Below are 18,781 nucleotides of genomic sequence, written 5' to 3' on the forward strand. Positions count from 1 at the left end.
TCACACTTTTTTCTTATAAGGAGATTGTTGAACTTGAAAAAAATATCCTTACTATTTCTAGTAGCGGCATTTTTGTTTTCTTATTATACTGCATATCTTCGAACGGATTATGAAGAATTTGAGAAGGTTAAGAATATAGAACAAACCGTGGGCAAGGAATTTGTAATTCCGAATTTACCCGGACTTGCAAGCCCTGAGGAGGTTTACCCGATATTAGCTTCAGCAGCAGAAGCTTCCAAAGTGAATATTTTACGGGCCGGTATTAATTATAAAGAAAACGATGAAGTAGAGATTTTTAAATATATATTGCTGACAGCCAGCACAGATCTTTTTAATCATTTTAAGCTTACCCAGGGAAGATATCTAACACAAGCAGACACCAAACAAACTAATTTCTATTTATCCACAGTTCATTTAGAAGGTAGTCATCAGATTGGTGAAATTAGAGATTTCGGAGATAACAACAGAATCAGCATAAAGCCGTTAAAATCATCTTATGAGATTTTTCCTGTTCAAGGAACATACTATGCAGAAGCAGCTGACGACAAAGCTTTTAATGATTTTATAAACCTATTTGTGGATAAGGCGAATAAGTATTATAACAAAAATGATAGTATTTTTACTGCTGAGGATTTTGTAAAAGATTCAAATGGTGATGAAATGCACTTGGTTACCTTTCCCTGGATCACCATTTTAACCTATTTAAGCTATGCCATTTATGGATGTGCAGTAGTTTTACTTATCTATTACTTATTCAATGAGTCCAGAAGAATAGGAATATTGAAAATGCATGGCGTATCAAATATTCGTGTATGGTTTGTGCTGGTAGGAAAACTTATAACCTCTGTGTTTATATTTTCTGTAACCGTTTCATTTCTTCTTGCCCTTTTAGTAAAAAATACATCTTACATATTTATATACACAGTGATTTCAAACCAGCTTAAAGTTTTTCTTCTACTGATCATCCTTTCCCTAGTTTCACATTTGTATATTATGAGGATTAAGGTCATTAGTATTATCAAACATTACAAATACACCAATCCTATCATTGTGTTAAATATGCTTATCAAGATTGGTTGCTCCATCCTTTTGGTCTTGATAGGACTTTCAACATGGTCGGAATATACATCTATTAATGATAAGCAGCATGAGTTGAAAAATTGGGAGCATAGTAAGGACTACGGAGTACTTTATCCGGTAAACAATGGCTACGACGGAGATAGAATATTTGGAAGGGATTCCTTATTTGAATTAACTTCGCATGATGAGCTTTATTTCTTGCTGAATAAGATGGGGGCTATATTAATAGAAACCCAAAGTTATGAGGAGGATCAGCTTCTTTTAGACAGGAATTGGAAAGGAATACGTTCTATAAAGGCAAACAATAACTACCTGCAAGAGTTTCCGGTTTTTGATATCAATAATGAGGCTGTGCAAATCTCTGAGGATATTAGCGACTGGGTGTTGTTGGTGCCTGAAAAATATCGGGACAAGGAAGAAGAGATTGTAAGTTTCTTTCTACAAATGAGAAAAAATAATATGGGAAATGATCAGGAGTTTTACAAAAAGGTGATTCCTGATCGGATCCAAAATCAAAAAATTGACATCAAGTGGATTAGTAATAATCAAAGGATATTTAGTTTTAATCCGAAAGTATTTCCTTCTGAGAACAATGTGATAGTTGATCCCATTATTGAGGTTGTAACCGAGTCCAACAGTGTGCTCACAGACAGAGATTCCATATTAGGGCGGGGACCGGGAGATCCGTTAAAAATAAAGCTGATGAACAGAGATCCGCTGTTAACGTATAAAACGCTGGAGCCAAAGTTTAAAGAATTGAAAGTGGATGATAATTTAAAATACTTGGTTACGATTGATCAATATATTTTAGAGGAAATTTATCAAAAGCAAAAATCAATGAAGGAAAGCCTCCTTACTATTGTGGGACTGGTGTCAGGGTTCATATTGCTTTCAACTCAGAATATTATAATTTATTTCAACAAAAACCAGCATAAGCTTATCGTTCGAAGATTATTTGGTACAGGGTTTTTCAAAACTTATAAGGAATACACCATTTTATTCTCACTCGTATGGTTAGTCCAAATAGTGATCTGTGGTGTCATGGATAAAGGAATTGAGCCTAGAATGCTTATAGTTGCAGCTATTCTGCTATTGTTCGATTTTATAGCTTCTTCCGTAGCGATTTTACTCATAGAAAAGAAAAACAAAGTGAAAGTTTTAAAGGGGGGGAATTAAAGATATGAATACTATATGTGAACTTGTTGATATATGTAAAAAGTATAATAATCATAAAGTCATAGATAATATCAATATGACCGTCTCAAAAGGGGAGATGGTAGCTATTACGGGGAAAAGCGGTTCGGGGAAGACGACCCTATTGAATATCCTTGGGTTACTTGAAAAACCTGATAGCGGCAGGATCAAATTGTTTGACGAGAAAGATCAGAGAATTGGTCCCCTCCGTAGAAACAGGCTTCTCCGGACAAAGATTTCGTATCTGTTTCAAAATTATGCATTAATTGATAATGAAACCGTTGAGTATAACTTGGAAATACCACTTATGTATTCTAATGTAGGAAAGAAAGAAAAACGAAAAATGAAATTGGCTGTACTGGAGCGGATGGGTCTAGAAATTTCACTTAAACAAAAAATACATGAACTTTCGGGTGGAGAGCAGCAAAGGGTTGCTATCGCAAGAATTCTATTAAAACCTTCTGAAATGATATTAGCTGATGAACCTACAGGCTCGTTGGATGCGGAGAATAGAAATGAGATTATGAGGATTCTAAAGGAGCTTAATGACGAAGGGAAAACGATTATAATCGTTACCCATGATCAATATGTGACTGAAAAATGCAGTAGAATCATAAAGCTGGGATGAACATGGTATGGCATCCGGGGCGGCGACCGGCGGTATCCTTGGAAGGAGGTAGGTTCATTTGAGACAATCATACTTTTTGCTCATCTGTGGAATAGTGGTTCTTTCCTTATTAACAGCGGGCTGCAGCAAGGATACACCCCAATATAACGAGCTGTTCACACAGGTAGAGAAGCACCGGGCCGTATTCAAGCAACCGCTTGAAGAAGGGCTTACTACTCTGGGAATGAAGGATGCTGCTCAAGCGTACGATACAACCTTGGGTACACTGATGCTGGACGAAAAACTGACCGTCAATCAAAAAGAATTCATCCAGCAGATGACAGCAGATGTCACAAACGGTAAGATTACCGGTTACCGGATCGGGACGGTTTTTCCCAGATCGGACAGCGGGTATGAGGATGCGAGAGAGCTGGTACGTGCATTCCTGGAGCATTATAAGCCTGCGGATGATGCAGAGGAGGATAAAGTGGAGCAATCCATACAGTCGATTGACGGGATGACCTTTCCGTTGAAGCCGCTGACAGGGGCAGTAGAAGAGCTGGACGCACGGCGAGGGTGAGAATAAGCTATTCATCACCTACAGAATGGTCAATGGCTCCGAGAGCGATAAGGAATTGCCGCTGAATTTGTATTTCAGTTCAGAAGAGCAGCCGTAGACGCCCATTGGCGTGAAGTGTGTGAAAATAACAGAACAGCCTGCATCCCTTTAAGTCAGGGTGCAGGCTGTTTGTGTTCGGGGGAAGCGCAGCTAGTTACTCCTGAACCAGGGGTTCAACGCTTGCTTTTGGAAGAACGGGTATTACCGGTTTAGGCTTGGAGAACAGCTGCTTCAGTGCGCCGGCATTCACAAGGATGGTTCCCAATATAATCGTGAACACGCCAAGCAGCGTTACCCAGGTCACGGTCTCGTTATAGAACAGGAAGCCTACCCCGACGGCAATCGGCGGAGAGATATACAGCCAGGTGGATGGAAAAACCGGATTCGTCTTGGAGACGAGCCAGTAGAACAGGGTATGTCCGACCATGGAGCCGACAACAGTCAGGTAGAGCAGGGAACCTGCGGTCTTGAATGACAACAGGAAGGACGGATGCAGCGGCTCTGTGAACAGGGAAATGATGAACAGCAGCGCCCCGCCGTACATCATCTGGGCAGCGTTCAGAGCCACGGGGGACTCGGCGGAGAAGGTGGTGATTACTTTTTTGGAATAGATCGCCCCCGCCGCGTAGCAGAGTTCCCCCATCAGCACCACCACACAGCCGATCAGCCAGAGCGGAGTGACGTCAGCCGCCAGGCTGGGCAGCACCAGCAGCAGGACTCCGGTGAACCCGATGATACAGCCGATGAGCGAATAGGCAGGCGCTTTTTGCCGCAGAACAGCCGTCTGCATCAGCAGAATCATCATCGGTCCGGTGGCTGACAATACGGCAGCAAGCCCGGAGGATACATATTGTTCCGCCCAGTAGAGCGCGGCGAAGGTGCCGAAGGTCAGGGCTGCTCCTGTGAGCAGCATTTCCTTGCGCAGCAGCAGGGAGAAGCGGGCTTTGCCCCGCAGAACCATGAACAGGAACAGTACCGCACCCGCCGTGAAAAAACGCAGACCCGCAGAGAAGAATGGCGGCGCTCCGGCGTCTACGCCGATTTTGATGGCCAGGAAGGTAGTGCCAAAGATCAGACAGACAAGTGAATAAGCTAACAGAATCATGGTTCAGTTCCCCTTTGCGGTGGTAATGTGCCACCCTCTTACAAGATTTCAGTTAATCATAGCCTCATAGGCACAGAACAGATTGGAGATAGTAGAACAGTTGCGGGAGGGAATACTGTACAATAGGGCAAAGAGAAGTTAGCGGCTGGGTGTGCGCGGATGTGTAGAAGTCAGCAAGCGTCATAGGGAGCTGTGTCGAGTGAAGATTGAGCGATGGAGCGGGGGCGACCCCGGTATATGTTGCAGAAAGGCGGCAGGTTGATGAAAAAAATAGCGGGTGCCGAGCAGAATAATCCCTTATTCCGCCAAGTCTATGAGTTCATGCTGAACCGGATGGAGCGCGGGGAGTGGAAGGCCGGTGATAAGCTGCCGTCGATCCGGCTGCTGGCGGAGGAGCTGGGAGTTCACCGGCTGACAGTGTTCAAGGCCTACCGTGCGCTGACCGAGAGCGGCAAGCTGTATGTCAAAGACAAATCCGGTTATTATGTGGCCCTGGGCAGCAGGCTGGACCCTACGGTGGACGAAGGGGCGGCAGTACCGGGGTATATGGTCAGGAGCCCGATGTCGGATATTCAGCGGATGCCGGTCACGTACCAGTTCTCTCAGGCCTTGATTGATCCGGGGCTGCTGCCGAACCTGTTCCTGTCCGATTATGTCAAAAAAGTATTCGATCTCTACCCGAAGGTCATGGGCACCTACTCCTCCGTGGAAGGGGATGAAGAGCTGCGTGTTACGCTGAGCAGCCATTTCGAGGAGCGGTATAAGCTCCAGCTGTCGGCCCGTGAGCTGCTGATTACTTCAGGTGCACAACAGGCCATCAATCTGATTGCCGGGATCATGCTCGGCCCGATGGATGCGGTGCTGGTGGAGCGGCCTACGTATAGTGTGGCGCTGGATATTTTTCGGCGGGCAGGGGCGCGACTGGTAGCTGTGGATATCTCGCCGCAGGGCTATGATCTGGCGGCGGTGGAGGAGCTGATGCGTAAGAATAAGCCGCGGATGTTCTACATCAACCCGTCCCATCATAACCCGACGGGGTACACGATTCCGGCGAAGCAGCGCAAGCTGCTGGTGGAGCTTGCAGAGCGCTACCGCTGCCTGCTCGTGGAGGATGATCCGTTCCGTGACATGTACTTCCTAGAGGAGCCGCCCCCGCCGTTCTTCGCTTATGATACAGAGGGCTGGGTCATGTATATCAGCAGCTTCAGCAAATATGTGGCCCCCGGCCTACGGATCTGTGCGGTGGCCTGCCGTTATCCGTTCATGGAGCGGCTGATCGCCGCCAAGTCCTTGGCGGATAACGGGACGCCCCTGCTGAACCAGAAGATTTTCCTGCATTATTACACCTCGCCGCGCTTACAGCAGCATCTCGGCAAGCTGCGGATTGCCCTTCAGGTGCACAAGGAGATTATGGAGGAGGAGCTTGCGGCCACCGGCTGGGAATGGACCACCCCGCAGGGCGGGCTTAATCTGTGGGTCAAGCTGCCGGACAGTATTCCGGTAGCTAAGCTGCTGGCCCGTTGTCTGGAGCAGTCCATCTCCTTCGTTCCCGGTGAGCTCTGCGATCCGCTGGGGGAGATGAAGTCCTGGCTGCGTCTCAGCTACTCGTTCGCCAGTGAAGCCTTGCTGCGCGAGGGAATGCAGCGGCTTACCGCCATTGCGCGGGAGATTGAGGCGGGGGAATAGATGGCGGGCGTGTGTAACCTTTCTCTGGAAATTTCCGTCTGAGGGTTATGAGGAGCGTGATATTGATGGTAACGAGAAGGAAAATACGGAGCGCCTGGCTGATGATTCTCTGTGCGCTGATTGTCTTCATGACACTGCTGACTGTACGCCCGCAGGTAACCTATGCCTGTTCTTGCGTAGTGTCTCCTTCACCGCTGGAAGCAATGGAGAAGAGTGCAGCTGTTTTTGAGGGAACAGTAGTTTCGATTAAAGAGGAAGTTAAGCCGATGCAGTCCAGTATGGACCCGGTGTCAGTAACCTTTCAAGTAGGTTCCCGCTGGAAGGGTGAAGTGGGGGAGAAGGTTACTGTCACTACGGCATTGTCGGGGGCGAGCTGCGGGTTCGAGTTCACCAAGGGGGAACGCTACATCGTGTATGCAGGCGGAGAGGAAGCAGCGGGTGAGGGAGGGACAACTAAACTTACAGTCAGCTTGTGCAGCCGGACCGCATTATTCTCTGGTGCCCAGGAGGATCTGAATGAGCTTGGCGCCGGAATGTCAGGGGGCTCGCCCACGGAGCCGCCCGGGATCGCTGATGATCCAGGGGCGGTCTCTGGTAACAACCCAACCTCAGCAAACCCTCCAGTTTCTGAAAATAACTCAACAACTGAAAATAATCCAACGGCCGTGCCTGAAACAAACTCTGCAGCTTGGCTGATTTACGCTGGAGCAGGTGCCGGAATCGTAGTCCTTGGAGCCGCCGCAGTGATTCTCCTGCGCCGCCAATCTAACTCGCGCAAATAATCTGGAGTGGATTTATAAGACGGAACTACCTACACTATTGTATTGGGTTTTTCACATACAATTTGTCCCAATGTGCCCCTGAATGCAGCGGATGCTGGCTAAACGAGCGAATGAGGTGCATTAGTGCCCCTGAATGCAGCAGATGCGCGCTAAACGAGTGAATGAGGTGCACAAGTGCCCCTGAATTCACCCGGATGCGGCCTAAATGAGCGAATGAGGGGCACAAGTGCCCCTGAATTCCCCAGATGCGCACTAAACGAGCGAATGAGGTGCATTAGTGCGCTTGAATTCCCCGGATACACGCTAAATAAACAAAGGAGGGGCATAATGCCCCTCCTTATTCTGTATGCTCCTATTCCATCACAGCCGATAAAGCCGATGCTCTGTGAGCCAGCTGATCAGCTCTTCCATGCACTGTTCCGGTGTACGCTCCGCTGTGTGCAGCGTCAACTCCGGGTCAGCCGGAGCTTCATAAGGGTCTGAGATCCCGGTGAAGGCCGGAAGCTCACCGGAGCGGGCCTTGGCGTACAGCCCTTTGACATCCCTTGCTTCACAGACGGGAAGCGGGCAGTCCACATAGACCTCGACGAAGCCCGGCAATTCCTGCCGGGCATAGCTGCGCATCTCAGCATAAGGACTGATTACCGAGACCACGGTAATCACGCCATGCCGGTTCAGCATTCCGGCGAGGTAGACCGCTCTGCGGATGTTCTCGAACCGGTCCTCACGGCTGAAGCCGAGTCCACGGCCCAAGCTGCGCCGCAGTTCATCGCCGTCCAGCCATTCCACCGCCTGCCCCTGCTCCCGGAGCCGGTCTGTCAGCAGCGCGGCAAGCGTAGACTTGCCCGCTCCCGACAGACCGGTAAGCCAAATCGTTAACCCGGCAGAGGTCTTGTGTGCCTGTAGCTTACCAGTAGTCATTACTCTGTCCTCCCTGCGCCGTAAGGAATCCGCTCCAGCAGGCCGGAGCCGTAGATCTGCTCCAGGCCAAGCTCCGGCATATGAATATAGCCGATATAACAGTCACAGACCTTCATGCGGCAGCTACGCTGGGCCGCCAGCCCTTCCAGTCCGTCACGATAGAGGTTGCCGATGACCGCACGGTCCTTGTAGCAGCGTTTCACCAGGCCGGGGCCTTGCACGTAGAATACGCTGCTGCCGGCATTACAGCTGGCGCCGAGGCTGTCGTAGTCCATGGCATTAATCTGGAAATGCGGGTCTATCCCGCTCAGGAAGCTTATATCCTCCGCCGTATAATAATCCCGCTTGTCCTTGTAGGCGTTAACCCACAGATACACGTCCTCCGGCAAGGCCGCACGCAGCGAGGCGATAGCCGGGAAGGCACTATGCACCCCCACACTGCCTACGCTAAAAGGAATTCCCCGGCGGTATACGCTCATACACTGTGCCAGGAACCGCTCCTCACTGACCTGACCCGGATGATAGGTTGCCCAGAAGGCGGCCTTGGCCGGGTTCAGTTCAGCGGTGAAATCAAGCCGGGCAGACAGATTGGTCTGGATGGCGACCTTGTCCACATGCTCCATATGGGACAGCGTGATCAGCGCATCCCGGTACCAGCGGTGCGTCAAGCCCTCGCCATACGGATTGAAAAAAATAGACAGGCGGTGGCCTGCAGCCCCCTGCTCCGCCACCCAGCGGACGAAGGTCTCAAGACCTGCGCGGTCTTTGGCGAGGGTGGCGGCGCTGTCTTTGGTTTTGCCGAAGGGGCAGTATGGGCAGTCATAATTACAGGAGGAGAGGGAACCCCGGTAGTAGAGGACTGCCTTCATGGCAGGACGAACTCCTTCATCTGCTCGCGGATCTCACCGGAGATGAACCAGTCACCGATGGAATCGGAGTAGCCCAGCCCATCAGGAGTCAGCCGCAGAATGCCCTCATCATCCGTGGCGAACCCGCTCTGTACCAAGAGGCCAAGCTCGGGGTGATCCTCCCATAGGGTAGTCCCGAACCGCTGGTTATAGTCCGCAATTGTCAGTCCTTCGCTGTGCAGGATTGCTTTTAGAATGAACCGCCGTTTCTGCTCGTCCAGGCTCAGCACGATGCCATAATCGGCTGTATCATAACGCTCGGCTGCAACATAATCCGCGATAATGCTCTCCGTGGCCTTGCGGCTGACGCCGTAGCGGGAGGCATAATGAACATTCCGGGTATAGGAACGCGCGCCGCACCCGAGGCCGACCATCCCTTCCTCCTGGCAGCTGTAGTCGAGAATATTCTTGCCGGTCCCGGCATCCTCCTTGGCGAACCGGCGCATCGAGTATTGGCGATAGCCACGCTCTGCCAGCACTGCACGTGCCGCTTCATAGCATTCGTGACGGATATCCAGCTGGTTCACCAGGTCGCCCGGCTTCACAATCGTATGCTCACGGGTGTAGAGCGGATAGAGGAAGATTTCCTCCGGTTCATGCAATAGCGCCTGGTTCAGCGAATAGAGCCAGGAGGCCACCGTCTGCCCCGGGAGTCCGTAGATCAGATCCAGATTGAGAATGGGAAAATCAAACTGCCCCAGCAGCTCCAACGCACGGTAGACCACCTCGGGGTCCTGCGGGCGGTAGATCGCAGCCGACTCGGCGGCTACGAAGCTCTGGATGCCCATACTGACGCGGTCCACAGTATGATCCTTCAGAATCGTCAGCTTCTCCTCCGTCAGCGTTTCGGGTGAGGTCTCCACGGAGATAGAGGTGGTTCTAAGATTAACCCCCATGATATCCGTTGCAATCCTGAACAGCCGGTTCAGCTGCGCAGGAGCAAGAAGACTGGGCGTTCCGCCGCCGATGGCGAAGCGCGCGTAAGGCTTATGTCCCGTGAAGACTGCCCACTCCCTCGCCTGCCGCTCCAGTGCGTCAACGTATTCGGCGTGCACATTCGCTCTTTTATCAGGCAACGTGAACAGATTGCAGAAGCCGCAGCGCGCGCCGCAGAACGGAATATGCATATATAAGAAGAAGCTCTCCGCAGGCTCATCCCTCCACAGCTCCTCTAAAGGAAGGGGGGACGCGAACTCGCGGTAAGCGGTTTTGTGCGGATAGGAATAGAGATAATTGCGGTAAGGATGGGCCGTGATTTGCTCCGTCCATTGCTGAAGCTCCCCAGCGGAGAAGGGAGGGTGTCCGTCTTGGTTCATGTGATGCAGAGATTGCCGGATGGACGTCATACGTTCTCCTTCCTTGTGCGGGATCGAATTTCAGTTCAATGCTTATAAAATAAATTCCCGGTACGGAACATTCCATACCGTGTCATGCGCCAGCCGGTGGCCCTGATAGCCGTCTTCGCCGTAAGCTGTGCCGTGATCGGAAAAAGCCAGACAGAACACCGGATTACCCCGCTCCCGGAACGCATCGAACAGACGCCCAAGCTCTTCGTCGGCATAACGCAGCGCAGCCCGCTGGCTGTCCACTGAATCCTTGCGCGCACCCGGCAGGAATATATGGTTCGGGCCATGGATCGCCGAGACATTCATGAACAGGAACAGCCGCTGGTCCAGCGGGGTGTTGCCGAGCAGCTTGAGCGCGTGATTCACCTGATGCTCCGTGGAGCGCGGGTTCGTGACCCCGAAGGTCATCCGCCAATAGCTCTGCTGGAAATAACCGGGGAGGACGCGGGCGAGGGGCACTTTTTTACTGAAAAAGATTACGCCTCCTATACACACCGTCTGATAACCCGCCGCTGCCAGCCCCGACACCATATCCGGTGTATCGAACAGCCAGGTATGGGGATGGGTCTTCAGCCCGGTATTCCTGGAGTGGAACAGCCGCACATGCTCAGCCTTATTCGTGTTAGCCGGAGTGGGCAGGAAGCCGCCGAAGAAGGCATGATGGGCCGCATAGGTGAAGCTGCCGGGGGTATGCCGCTGCTCCCAGGAGCCGCTGCCGCACAGGTTGGGGCAATTCGCCTCCTCCAGCACAGCCGCATCGTAGCGCAGAGTATCGAGTGTGATCATTAAGATATCGTGGGTGCCGACAATGGCGTTCATATCGGTCATGGGGCCGGATTCCTCCTAAGACAGCTGCTTCATTTCCCATTCGTAGGTGCTGCAGCCTTGGTATTCAACATCGTACAACAAGTCGCCAAAAGGATTCACATCTGCCGTATACATCCGCCCGGAGCTTCCCGCCAGCACATCAATGCCCGCAACCGAGCAATTTGGAAAAGCGGCCAGCGAAGCCTCCGCTGTCCGGCGTACTTCTGCCTGCTGTGCCTCGCTCAGCCCGGCCTCCGCCGGAGTCATCCGCCGGCTGCGCAGATGCAGATTCGTAATGGGTGTGGTGCTGACTCTAGCGACTGCATGGCAGGCTTCACCAGCGACAACCAGCTGACGGATGTCGAAGGAATGTCCGTCCTTGCCGGGCTTCGGAATCCACTGCTCGGCATAGGCGCCGTGGCGGTAGAGCCAGTTAATGATTCCGGCAAGGCGGGCAGAATCGGTATAACGCTGCAGCTTGCCGGAATTATAATACACCGGGGGCCGGGTGATATAGCTCTCGACCCCGATGGTGGTAACTGCCGACTCTGCTCCCGTGGCCGGGTTCAGCTGATAAGCGATCACGCCGGACGCGGCGGAGCCGCTGGCCAGCTTGATGAACACGCGGTGCATCCGCTGCGACAGCATCAGCTCGCGCAGGGAGGCGTAGTCCACGGGGGCTTGTCCGCCGCTGCCGCGAAGCGGCCGGGGAACAGACACGCCGGACTCGGCGAGAATCTGCTGGGTCCGGCGCTTGTCCGTCATGGCTGCGATCTCCGCCGGATCGTTGGTCCAGCGGGGGGCGGGCAGTAGCTGCCCGGCCTCACGCCGGAGCCGCGCCAGCAGGCGGCAGTAGCCGCGGAACCACTGGGACGGGTGATGCAGCACGCCAGGCAGGTCCTTCAGGGCGGAGGCCGCTTGGAAGCTGAGCGGCCTCAGGTCCGGCTGCTGCCCGAACGGGTGTAGCGAGTCGTCCGGGTCCGGCGCATCCGGTGCGCCCAGCGCGATAAGCGCCCGCTCCAGCGCGAAGCTGCCGCCGGGGGACTCCAGCCGCAGCAGTGGCGGGCACGCTGCAGATTCCGGCGCAGCGTGCCTGCTGAAGCTGCTGCCAGCGGACTTTTGCGTGGGATGTCCGCTGAAGCTGCCGCCAGCGGACTCTTGCGTGGGATGCCCGCTGAAGCTGCCGCCAGCAGACTCTTGTGTGGGATGCCCGCTGGAGCTGCCGCCAGCGGACTCCCGCTCGGAGGGCCCGCTGCTGTAGTCGCGCAGGGATTCCCACTGTTCCAGCAGCGGTTGCCCCGGGCCTCCGTCCCGAATCTGCCGCTGCGCAGCCAGCGTAAGCAGATCAGCCAGCGGCTGGCCCTCCAGCAGCCCGGCGTAGGGAATCAGCAGCGCCGGTGGCATCCCGAGACGCGAGCGCGCCTGCTGGATACCGGCTGAGCGCCGGTCGCCGGGCTGGCAGAAGACAATCAGCGGTGCAGCGGGCTGCATTATTCTGTGATCGACGGATAGCGCCAGTCATCATCGTCATCGGCCTGCTGCTGGTCGCTGACATCCACCGGCAATCCGCTGTCCTTCAGGCGCAGCATCATCCCGTCAGACATGTAGTGATGGCTCAGGTTGAGCAGCTTCAGTCCCTTCACCCGCTCGCTGGCGAGCAGCGCCTCTGCGCCGGTATCGCTAAGCGTTCCCAGTGACATGTCCAGGGTATGGAGCTGGTCCAGAATCGGCGCATCCGCCAGGGCTGCGGCAATTTCGTCCTGGATCTCACTGTTTTTGAGTCCAAGATAAGTTAGATTAGGGAATTTCCCGGGCTCGATCAGCGGCAGGAGGTCCTCCAGCCCGCCGTCGAAGCCGTAATTGTCCACCCCAAGGTATAATTCCAGCTTGCGCAGATTCGGCAGGCGAGAAGCGGCAATGTCCGCCAGCACGGCCTTACTGAGTCCGCCGGTAATAATAATGAGTTCTTCGAGCTTGTCATGCTGCAGTTGGCTCAGACGCAGATCGGTACCGCCTTGTGCAGTCAGGGATTGCAGCTCAGGATAAGCGGGCAGCAGCGGCGAGAGATCGGTCTGGTTAATCCACGAGATTTCACATTCCTCATAGCTCATGTCCCCGATGAACAGCTTGCGCAGCGCCGGGAAGCTTGCACTATGCTTCACCAGAGCCTCAACCACATGCTCCGAACTCTGCTCATAAGCTTGTCCCCAGTCGCCAATCGTAAGGCTGGTCAGCCCGGCGGCTTCAGGACTTTCGCTTAAGCGTTCAATCTCCGTTTCTATCCGTTTGCCTTCCTCAAATCCATCGTAATCAATACTGAGCTTCACTGCTGTCATGAACAATCCCTCCCGGAAAATAATAGCTTCCAAATCACCCTAACATGTAGGGAGAGGGAGAGTCAAATAGCAGAGGAACAAGTGTCCCTATTTGCCCGTTAACTCCTGTAACCACGGGGGTGTGCGGACCAAATATAGTCGAAAAACCGATCACATTGGGCGTGGCAGAGGCACGTGGGCGGAATGTAGTCGAAAAACCGATCACATTGGGCGTGGCAGAGGCACGTGGGCGGAATGTAGTCGAAAAACCGAACACAATGGGCAGTGCGGGAGGCGAGTGGACCAAATATAGGCGAAAAACAGCATACAATATGCCAGCGCAGGGCCCGTGGACCAAATATAGTCGAAAAACCGAACACAATCGCAATGTGCCAGCGTGGAGACGCGTGGACCAGAATGTAATCGAAAAACCGATCACATTGGGCATGGCAGAGGCGCGTGGGCGGGATGTAATCGAAAAACCGATCACATTGGGCGTAGCGGAGGCGCGTGGGCGGAATGTAATCGAAAAACCGATCACATTGGGCGTGGCGGAGGCGAATGAGCGGAATATAATCGAAAAACCGATCACAATCGGGGGCTACAGAGAATGTGGCAGGCGTGCCAGGGCTTACCGCGAAGAAAGCGCCCCAGGCCCGCGCTCACACCCCCGACGATATGAACCGCCGCGCGCACAAAAGCGCAAAAGAGCACTATCCGCCCGGACGGGAGAATAGTGCTCTGCTTGAAGGAGCAGGTACTTGACGTAAGCTTCTGCCCTACTGCCGCCCGCAGCCCCCTGCGCTCACACCCAGCCGAACAGCCGGGCTGCCGAAGCTACCGCGAAGGTCACGCCGATAGCGATAGCGAGCGGGATGACGGCGGAGAGCACGGCCCACTTCAGGCTTTTGGTCTCCTTGTAGATGTTCACGAGTGTGGTGCCGCAAGGATAGTGGAGCAGGGAGAAGAGCATCATATTCAGCGCCGTCAGCCAGGTCCAGCCGTGGCTCAGGAAGATGTCCTTAATGCTGCCGAGACCTTCGATATCGACCATGGCCCCGGAGGACATGTAGCCCATCAGCAGGATAGGCAGTACAATCTCGTTAGCGGGCAGGCCGAGGATGAAGGCCATAATAATGAAGCCGTCCATGCCGAGCAGCTGCGCGAACGGATCGAACCAGGCCGCCATATGATTCAGCACACTCTCACCGCCGACAAACACATTGCCGAGAATCCAGGTGATGATCCCTGCCGGAGCAGCCACGATGATGGCGCGGGTCAGCACATTGAGGGATTTTTCCTTGGAGGAGCGGATAATGGTCTTCCAGATCTGCGGGCGGCGGTAAGGCGGCAGCTCCAGGGTGTAGTGGGTAGGCACACCGCGCAGCGCGGTTTTGGACATGATCCACGATACACTCAGGGTGACGATAATTCCAATCAGCACGATACCCATCAACACCAGCGCAGTCGCGAAGGTGCGCAGTGCCCCGGTGGTTGCCGCCCCGACCATGAACATGGAGGAGAGCAGAATAAGTGTAGGCCAGCGGCCGTTGCACGGGACGAAGTTGTTGGTCAGAATGGCCAGCATCCGTTCACGGGGCGATTCAATAATGCGGGTGGACAGAATAGCAGCAGCATTGCAGCCGAAGCCCATCGACATCGTTAAGGCCTGCTTGCCATGCCCCCCGGATTTCTTGAACAAGCGGTCCATATTAAAAGCCACCCGGGGCAGATAGCCGAAATTCTCCAGCAGCGCGAACACCGGGAAAAAAATCATCATAGGCGGCAGCATGACGCTGATGACCCATGAGGTTCCGCGATACAGTCCCAGCACAAGGACGCCGTGCAGCCAGGCCGGGGCATGAACAGCCTCGAAGCCCGCGGTCAGATAGCCTTCGATCCAGCTGAAGAGGGAGGCAATCCAGCCGGAAGGATAGTTGGCTCCGGCAATGGTAATCCAGAATACCAGACCAAGACCGGCGAGCATAATAGGGAAGCCCCAGATTTTCGAGGTGACGATATTATCCAGCTTGTAGGTGCTGCCCAGCTTCTTCTTGTCGTGATAAGTAACGGCATCGCTGCAGATTCCGGCCGATACGCCGTAGATTCCGCTGACGATCTCGTCGCGGACCGCCCCTTTGTCTGCCAGCTTCTTCGCAGTAGCGAGCAGGGAATCGAGCGGGTCCTGGCCGTTAATGGCATGCGGTGACTCCATGGCGGGCCACCTCCTTCGCTACAGATGTACCCTTGCGTCTCATATGGGCTTTGAGGGAAGCCAGCAGGCTATGGTCACCGTCCAGCAGGCGCAGGGCAATCCAGCGTGCCGGATATCTGGCACCGACTGTCTGCTCTACCATCGGGATCAGCTCGGCAATGCCTTGCTCAATCTCCTCGTTGTAGGTGATCTTCAGCGGCTCTGCCTTGAATTCACCGGTCGCTACGCGTGCGATCTGATCCAGCAGCGCTTCAATACCGATCCCGTTGCGGGCCGAAATGGCCGTGACAGGCACCCCGAGCCGCTCCGCAATCCGCTTCAGATTAATATCAATGCCCAGCCGCTTGGCTTCATCAATCAGATTGATGCAGACTACGGCGCGTCCCGTTATCTCCAGCACCTGCAGGGCCAGATTGAGGTTGCGCTCAAGCGACGTTGCATCCAGAACCACCAGCGTGACATCCGGCTCCTCGAAAATAATATAGTCCCGGGCCGCCTCTTCATCGGCGGAATTGGAGTAGAGCGAATAGGTGCCGGGAAGGTCAACGGCCCGGTAAGTATGCTCCTTGTGGGTGAACCGCCCTTCGGCGGTGACTACGGTTTTGCCGGCCCAGTTGCCGGTATGCTGGCGCATGCCGGTCAACAGGTTGAACAGCGTGCTCTTGCCTGTATTGGGGTTGCCGGCAAAAGCGACGGTATACTCACTCATCCTTCTCCGCCTCCAATCAGTTCGCCATAAATGAGGGAACTCTCTTCCCGCCGCAGGGCAATGGTCGTATTGCTGATCCGGTAAGCCGTAGGGTCTCCAAGCGGGCTGCGCCGCAGCACTTCTACGCGGTTCCCGGCAACAAATCCGAGATCAAGCAGTCTTCTCCGCAGCACACCCTGGACCTCGATGCCGCTGATCCGCAGCGTGCTGCCGTTCGTAGCTTCAGACAATGGAATTACGGCTCCGGCCATAAGCTCTCCCACTTTCGTATGAATAATGAATGAATAGTTATAGTTATCCTTAAGTATGAAATATGCACTTGTATAGTATATTGTGCACGGCACAGAATATTGCATCCTGCCACAAGATTAGTATACGTAAATAAATTTGTCCTTGCAACAATAATGTTTCCCTAGGGAAAGATGGATACAGCAAGATTTATCAAAAGTATTTCCGGTGTCTGCTATATACTTTGAGTTGTGGAGGGGGTGAGAGTCATGCACTATCAGTTGATTCACAAGAGCATCGAATTTATTGAGCAGCATTTGGAAGAGGATTTGGATTTGGAGAAGGTGGCTAAGGCAGCGGGGTTATCCAAATATCATTTTCACCGGATTTTTCGTAAATATGTGAATAAAAATGTCCATGAATATATCCGGGCCCGCCGTCTCAGCCAAGCAGCCAATCTTCTGCTGTACTCCGAGACACGTATTCTTGAGATTGCGCTGCAGTGCGGCTTTGAGAGCCAGGAGGCTTTTACAAGAGCTTTCAAGGAAATTTATGATTTGCCGCCTGCTCAGTACAGATCGCAGGTGAGACTATTGATTCAAGAAAGAGAGGTATTTACAATGTCAGAGATTACAGGCTGGTATATTACAGGTACCCACCAGGAGAAATATAAGGTCGAGATTGATCCCCGCGTCTGCTATAAGACAAGTCCCTCGATGCATCTTCACTCCAAAGAAGAGGCTGCGCAGGACGACAATGGTTTTGGAACCTTGATGCAGCAGTTTCAGGCAAGAGAGTATCGGGGGAGACGGATGCGCTTCTCCGGGTTCGTTAGAACGGAGGATGTCACCGGCTGGAGCGGCCTGTGGATGAGGGTGGATGATCATCAGCAGAATATGCTGGCATTTGACAACATGCAGAACCGGAGCATACAAGGAACCACAGAATGGAACCACTATGCCTGCGTCATGGATATTCCGTCAGAAGCCGATGTGATCAATATCGGAATTCTGCTGAGCGGAAGCGGACAGGTATGGCTGGGGGAATGTGAATTCGAGGAAGTAGGCAAGGATGTTCCCGTAACGGATGGCTCTACAGGTGCGGAGAACCTTCCGTCCGGGCCGCAGAATCTGAAGTTCGACCAGCAGCCGGAGCACTCTGCTTCAAGCTGAACGCTGTAACCGGCCCCGCACCCAGATCGACAGGGCCAGCAGCAGCGGAATGGCAACCTGGAAGAGCGGGTCAAGCTTCAGACTCGGCCCCAGGCCGACGGCGATATGCTGGGTGTAATCCCGTTCCAGGAATGAGGAGCCGTAGATGACTGCCCCCACAGGGAAGACCCACCATTTGGCCGGTTTGCCGGTCAGCTCTGCAAGAGCTTTTACGGAACAGAAGTAGAAGAGCATCATCTTGATCAGCAGCCCCAGGAAGAGCTGGATCGTGACCAGAATATCAAGCCGCTCGACAAATTTGAGATTGGACAGTACCCGGACGGTTTTGAGAAAAGGCAGCTGGCTCACTCCCGCTATCGCCGGGCCGAGGACGGCCACATTCAGCGCGTTCATGAAAATCAGGAATGCGCTGATGAGCAGATAGGCGTTCACTGTGTATTTTACAGGCACACCGGGCTTCTCCCATAGCGTCCACAGCATCAGAAAGACAATCATCTGCCCGAAGGGAAATGAGACGATCTCCGGCAGTGCCGCTTGCAGAACCGGCCTCAGCCCGCCCTCCATCACCGGCGCCAGACGGCTGAGATCAATCGCCCCCATGATGCTAAGCATCACAACAAGCAGGAAATAGAAGAACAGCATGACCGGCAGCAGTACCTCAGGCAGCCTGAAGACAACCTCCGCCCCCTTCCAGATCGCATATAGGGCCAGCAGCACGAACACCAGCATCGTAATGGCCATTGGGGTTCTCGGCAGCATGGTCATCGCCGTCAGCTCGCCGAGGTCGCGGACATTGCGCATGGACTGATAGGCGAAATACAGGCTGTAGACCGCGCCGATGAACGCCCCTGGAGCTGTGCCGAAATGAGCTTTAAGCATTCCGATCAGGTCCGTGCCCGGAGACCGGTGCTGAATCCACATCAGCACCAGGAGAAGGGCGAAGCCCGCCGCTGAACCTGCACACATCGCCAGCCAGGAATCCTGCTTAGCGGTGCCCCCAAGCAGGAACAGCGGCGTGCTGCCGATTTCAAACAGCATAATCATGAACGCAATCTGCAGGGAAGAGACCTGTTCTTTGTTCACCATG

General features: G+C 53.5%; 18 protein-coding genes. 7 read left to right on the forward strand and 11 right to left on the reverse strand.

Features of this window, described 5'->3' with window-relative positions:
- The first annotated feature begins 33 nt into the window (after window positions 1-33).
- Genes NYE26_RS03870 through NYE26_RS03880 form a run of 3 tightly spaced genes read left to right on the forward strand, consistent with a single transcriptional unit; the run spans window position 34 to window position 3,461 of the window.
- A complete protein-coding gene (locus NYE26_RS03870) occupies window positions 34-2,256 on the forward strand; it encodes a DUF1430 domain-containing protein (protein ID WP_339253996.1) in 2,223 nt (740 codons plus the stop codon).
- Window positions 2,257-2,260: 4 nt separating this feature from the next.
- On the forward strand, window positions 2,261-2,902 hold the full coding sequence (locus NYE26_RS03875; protein WP_339253998.1) for an ABC transporter ATP-binding protein: 642 nt from the start codon (window positions 2,261-2,263) through the stop codon (window positions 2,900-2,902).
- A 58-nt stretch (window positions 2,903-2,960) separates the two neighbouring features.
- On the forward strand, window positions 2,961-3,461 hold the full coding sequence (locus NYE26_RS03880) for a hypothetical protein (protein ID WP_339254000.1): 501 nt from the start codon (window positions 2,961-2,963) through the stop codon (window positions 3,459-3,461).
- Between the two features lie 193 nt (window positions 3,462-3,654).
- Here NYE26_RS03880 and NYE26_RS03885 read toward each other — a convergent pair whose 3' ends face one another.
- Complete coding sequence (locus NYE26_RS03885; protein WP_339254002.1) at window positions 3,655-4,605, reverse strand: EamA family transporter; 951 nt, start codon at window positions 4,603-4,605, stop codon at window positions 3,655-3,657.
- A 261-nt stretch (window positions 4,606-4,866) separates the two neighbouring features.
- Here NYE26_RS03885 and NYE26_RS03890 point away from each other — a divergent pair, with 261 nt between their 5' ends.
- Entirely contained in the window at window positions 4,867-6,291 is a 1,425-nt protein-coding gene (locus NYE26_RS03890; RefSeq protein WP_339254004.1) for a PLP-dependent aminotransferase family protein, read from the forward strand.
- A 65-nt stretch (window positions 6,292-6,356) separates the two neighbouring features.
- Complete coding sequence (locus NYE26_RS03895) at window positions 6,357-7,073, forward strand: hypothetical protein (RefSeq protein ID WP_339254005.1); 717 nt, start codon at window positions 6,357-6,359, stop codon at window positions 7,071-7,073.
- A gap of 360 nt (window positions 7,074-7,433) precedes the next feature.
- On the opposite strand, the gene cysC is transcribed toward NYE26_RS03895, so the two are convergent.
- The 6 genes from cysC to NYE26_RS03925 form a co-directional block, all read right to left on the reverse strand.
- On the reverse strand, window positions 7,434-7,994 hold the full coding sequence (cysC, locus tag NYE26_RS03900; RefSeq protein WP_339254007.1) for an adenylyl-sulfate kinase: 561 nt from the start codon (window positions 7,992-7,994) through the stop codon (window positions 7,434-7,436).
- On the reverse strand, window positions 7,994-8,863 hold the full coding sequence (locus tag NYE26_RS03905; protein ID WP_036723230.1) for an STM4011 family radical SAM protein: 870 nt from the start codon (window positions 8,861-8,863) through the stop codon (window positions 7,994-7,996). The genes cysC and NYE26_RS03905 overlap by 1 nt, the downstream gene beginning before the upstream one ends.
- Window positions 8,860-10,218: an STM4012 family radical SAM protein gene (locus NYE26_RS03910; RefSeq protein ID WP_339257310.1), complete on the reverse strand. Its 1,359-nt coding sequence runs from the start codon at window positions 10,216-10,218 to the stop codon at window positions 8,860-8,862. The genes NYE26_RS03905 and NYE26_RS03910 overlap by 4 nt, the downstream gene beginning before the upstream one ends.
- Window positions 10,219-10,290: 72 nt before the next feature.
- Window positions 10,291-11,076 carry an STM4013/SEN3800 family hydrolase gene (locus NYE26_RS03915; RefSeq protein ID WP_339254010.1) on the reverse strand — a complete coding sequence of 262 codons (786 nt, stop codon included), beginning with the start codon at window positions 11,074-11,076 and terminating at the stop codon, window positions 10,291-10,293.
- A gap of 15 nt (window positions 11,077-11,091) precedes the next feature.
- Window positions 11,092-12,546 carry an STM4014 family protein gene (locus tag NYE26_RS03920; RefSeq protein WP_339254012.1) on the reverse strand — a complete coding sequence of 485 codons (1,455 nt, stop codon included), beginning with the start codon at window positions 12,544-12,546 and terminating at the stop codon, window positions 11,092-11,094.
- On the reverse strand, window positions 12,546-13,391 hold the full coding sequence (locus NYE26_RS03925; protein ID WP_339254014.1) for an STM4015 family protein: 846 nt from the start codon (window positions 13,389-13,391) through the stop codon (window positions 12,546-12,548). Before NYE26_RS03925 ends, NYE26_RS03920 begins: the two co-directional genes overlap by 1 nt.
- A gap of 161 nt (window positions 13,392-13,552) precedes the next feature.
- On the opposite strand from NYE26_RS03925, the gene NYE26_RS03930 reads away from it, so the two are divergent.
- Complete coding sequence (locus tag NYE26_RS03930; RefSeq protein WP_339254016.1) at window positions 13,553-14,107, forward strand: hypothetical protein; 555 nt, start codon at window positions 13,553-13,555, stop codon at window positions 14,105-14,107.
- Window positions 14,108-14,175: 68 nt separating this feature from the next.
- Here NYE26_RS03930 and NYE26_RS03935 read toward each other — a convergent pair whose 3' ends face one another.
- The 3 genes from NYE26_RS03935 to NYE26_RS03945 are packed head-to-tail and all read right to left on the reverse strand — an operon-like array spanning window position 14,176 to window position 16,545.
- Window positions 14,176-15,585 (reverse strand): nucleoside recognition domain-containing protein, encoded by a 1,410-nt coding sequence (locus tag NYE26_RS03935; RefSeq protein ID WP_339254018.1) that lies wholly within the window; start codon window positions 15,583-15,585, stop codon window positions 14,176-14,178.
- Window positions 15,563-16,294, reverse strand: a complete 732-nt coding sequence (locus tag NYE26_RS03940) for a FeoB small GTPase domain-containing protein (RefSeq protein WP_339254020.1) — start codon at window positions 16,292-16,294, stop codon at window positions 15,563-15,565. The genes NYE26_RS03935 and NYE26_RS03940 overlap by 23 nt, the downstream gene beginning before the upstream one ends.
- Entirely contained in the window at window positions 16,291-16,545 is a 255-nt protein-coding gene (locus NYE26_RS03945) for a FeoA family protein (protein ID WP_036723378.1), read from the reverse strand. The genes NYE26_RS03940 and NYE26_RS03945 overlap by 4 nt, the downstream gene beginning before the upstream one ends.
- A gap of 246 nt (window positions 16,546-16,791) precedes the next feature.
- Here NYE26_RS03945 and NYE26_RS03950 point away from each other — a divergent pair, with 246 nt between their 5' ends.
- On the forward strand, window positions 16,792-17,694 hold the full coding sequence (locus NYE26_RS03950) for an AraC family transcriptional regulator (RefSeq protein ID WP_339254022.1): 903 nt from the start codon (window positions 16,792-16,794) through the stop codon (window positions 17,692-17,694).
- On the opposite strand, the gene NYE26_RS03955 is transcribed toward NYE26_RS03950, so the two are convergent.
- Window positions 17,686-18,780 (reverse strand): endospore germination permease, encoded by a 1,095-nt coding sequence (locus tag NYE26_RS03955; RefSeq protein ID WP_339254024.1) that lies wholly within the window; start codon window positions 18,778-18,780, stop codon window positions 17,686-17,688. The two genes, NYE26_RS03950 and NYE26_RS03955, sit on opposite strands and share 9 nt — an antisense overlap.
- Window position 18,781: the final 1 nt, after the last annotated feature.

The sequence above is a fragment of the Paenibacillus sp. FSL P2-0136 genome, from assembly GCF_037975325.1.
Taxonomy (GTDB): domain Bacteria; phylum Bacillota; class Bacilli; order Paenibacillales; family Paenibacillaceae; genus Paenibacillus_AQ; species Paenibacillus_AQ silagei.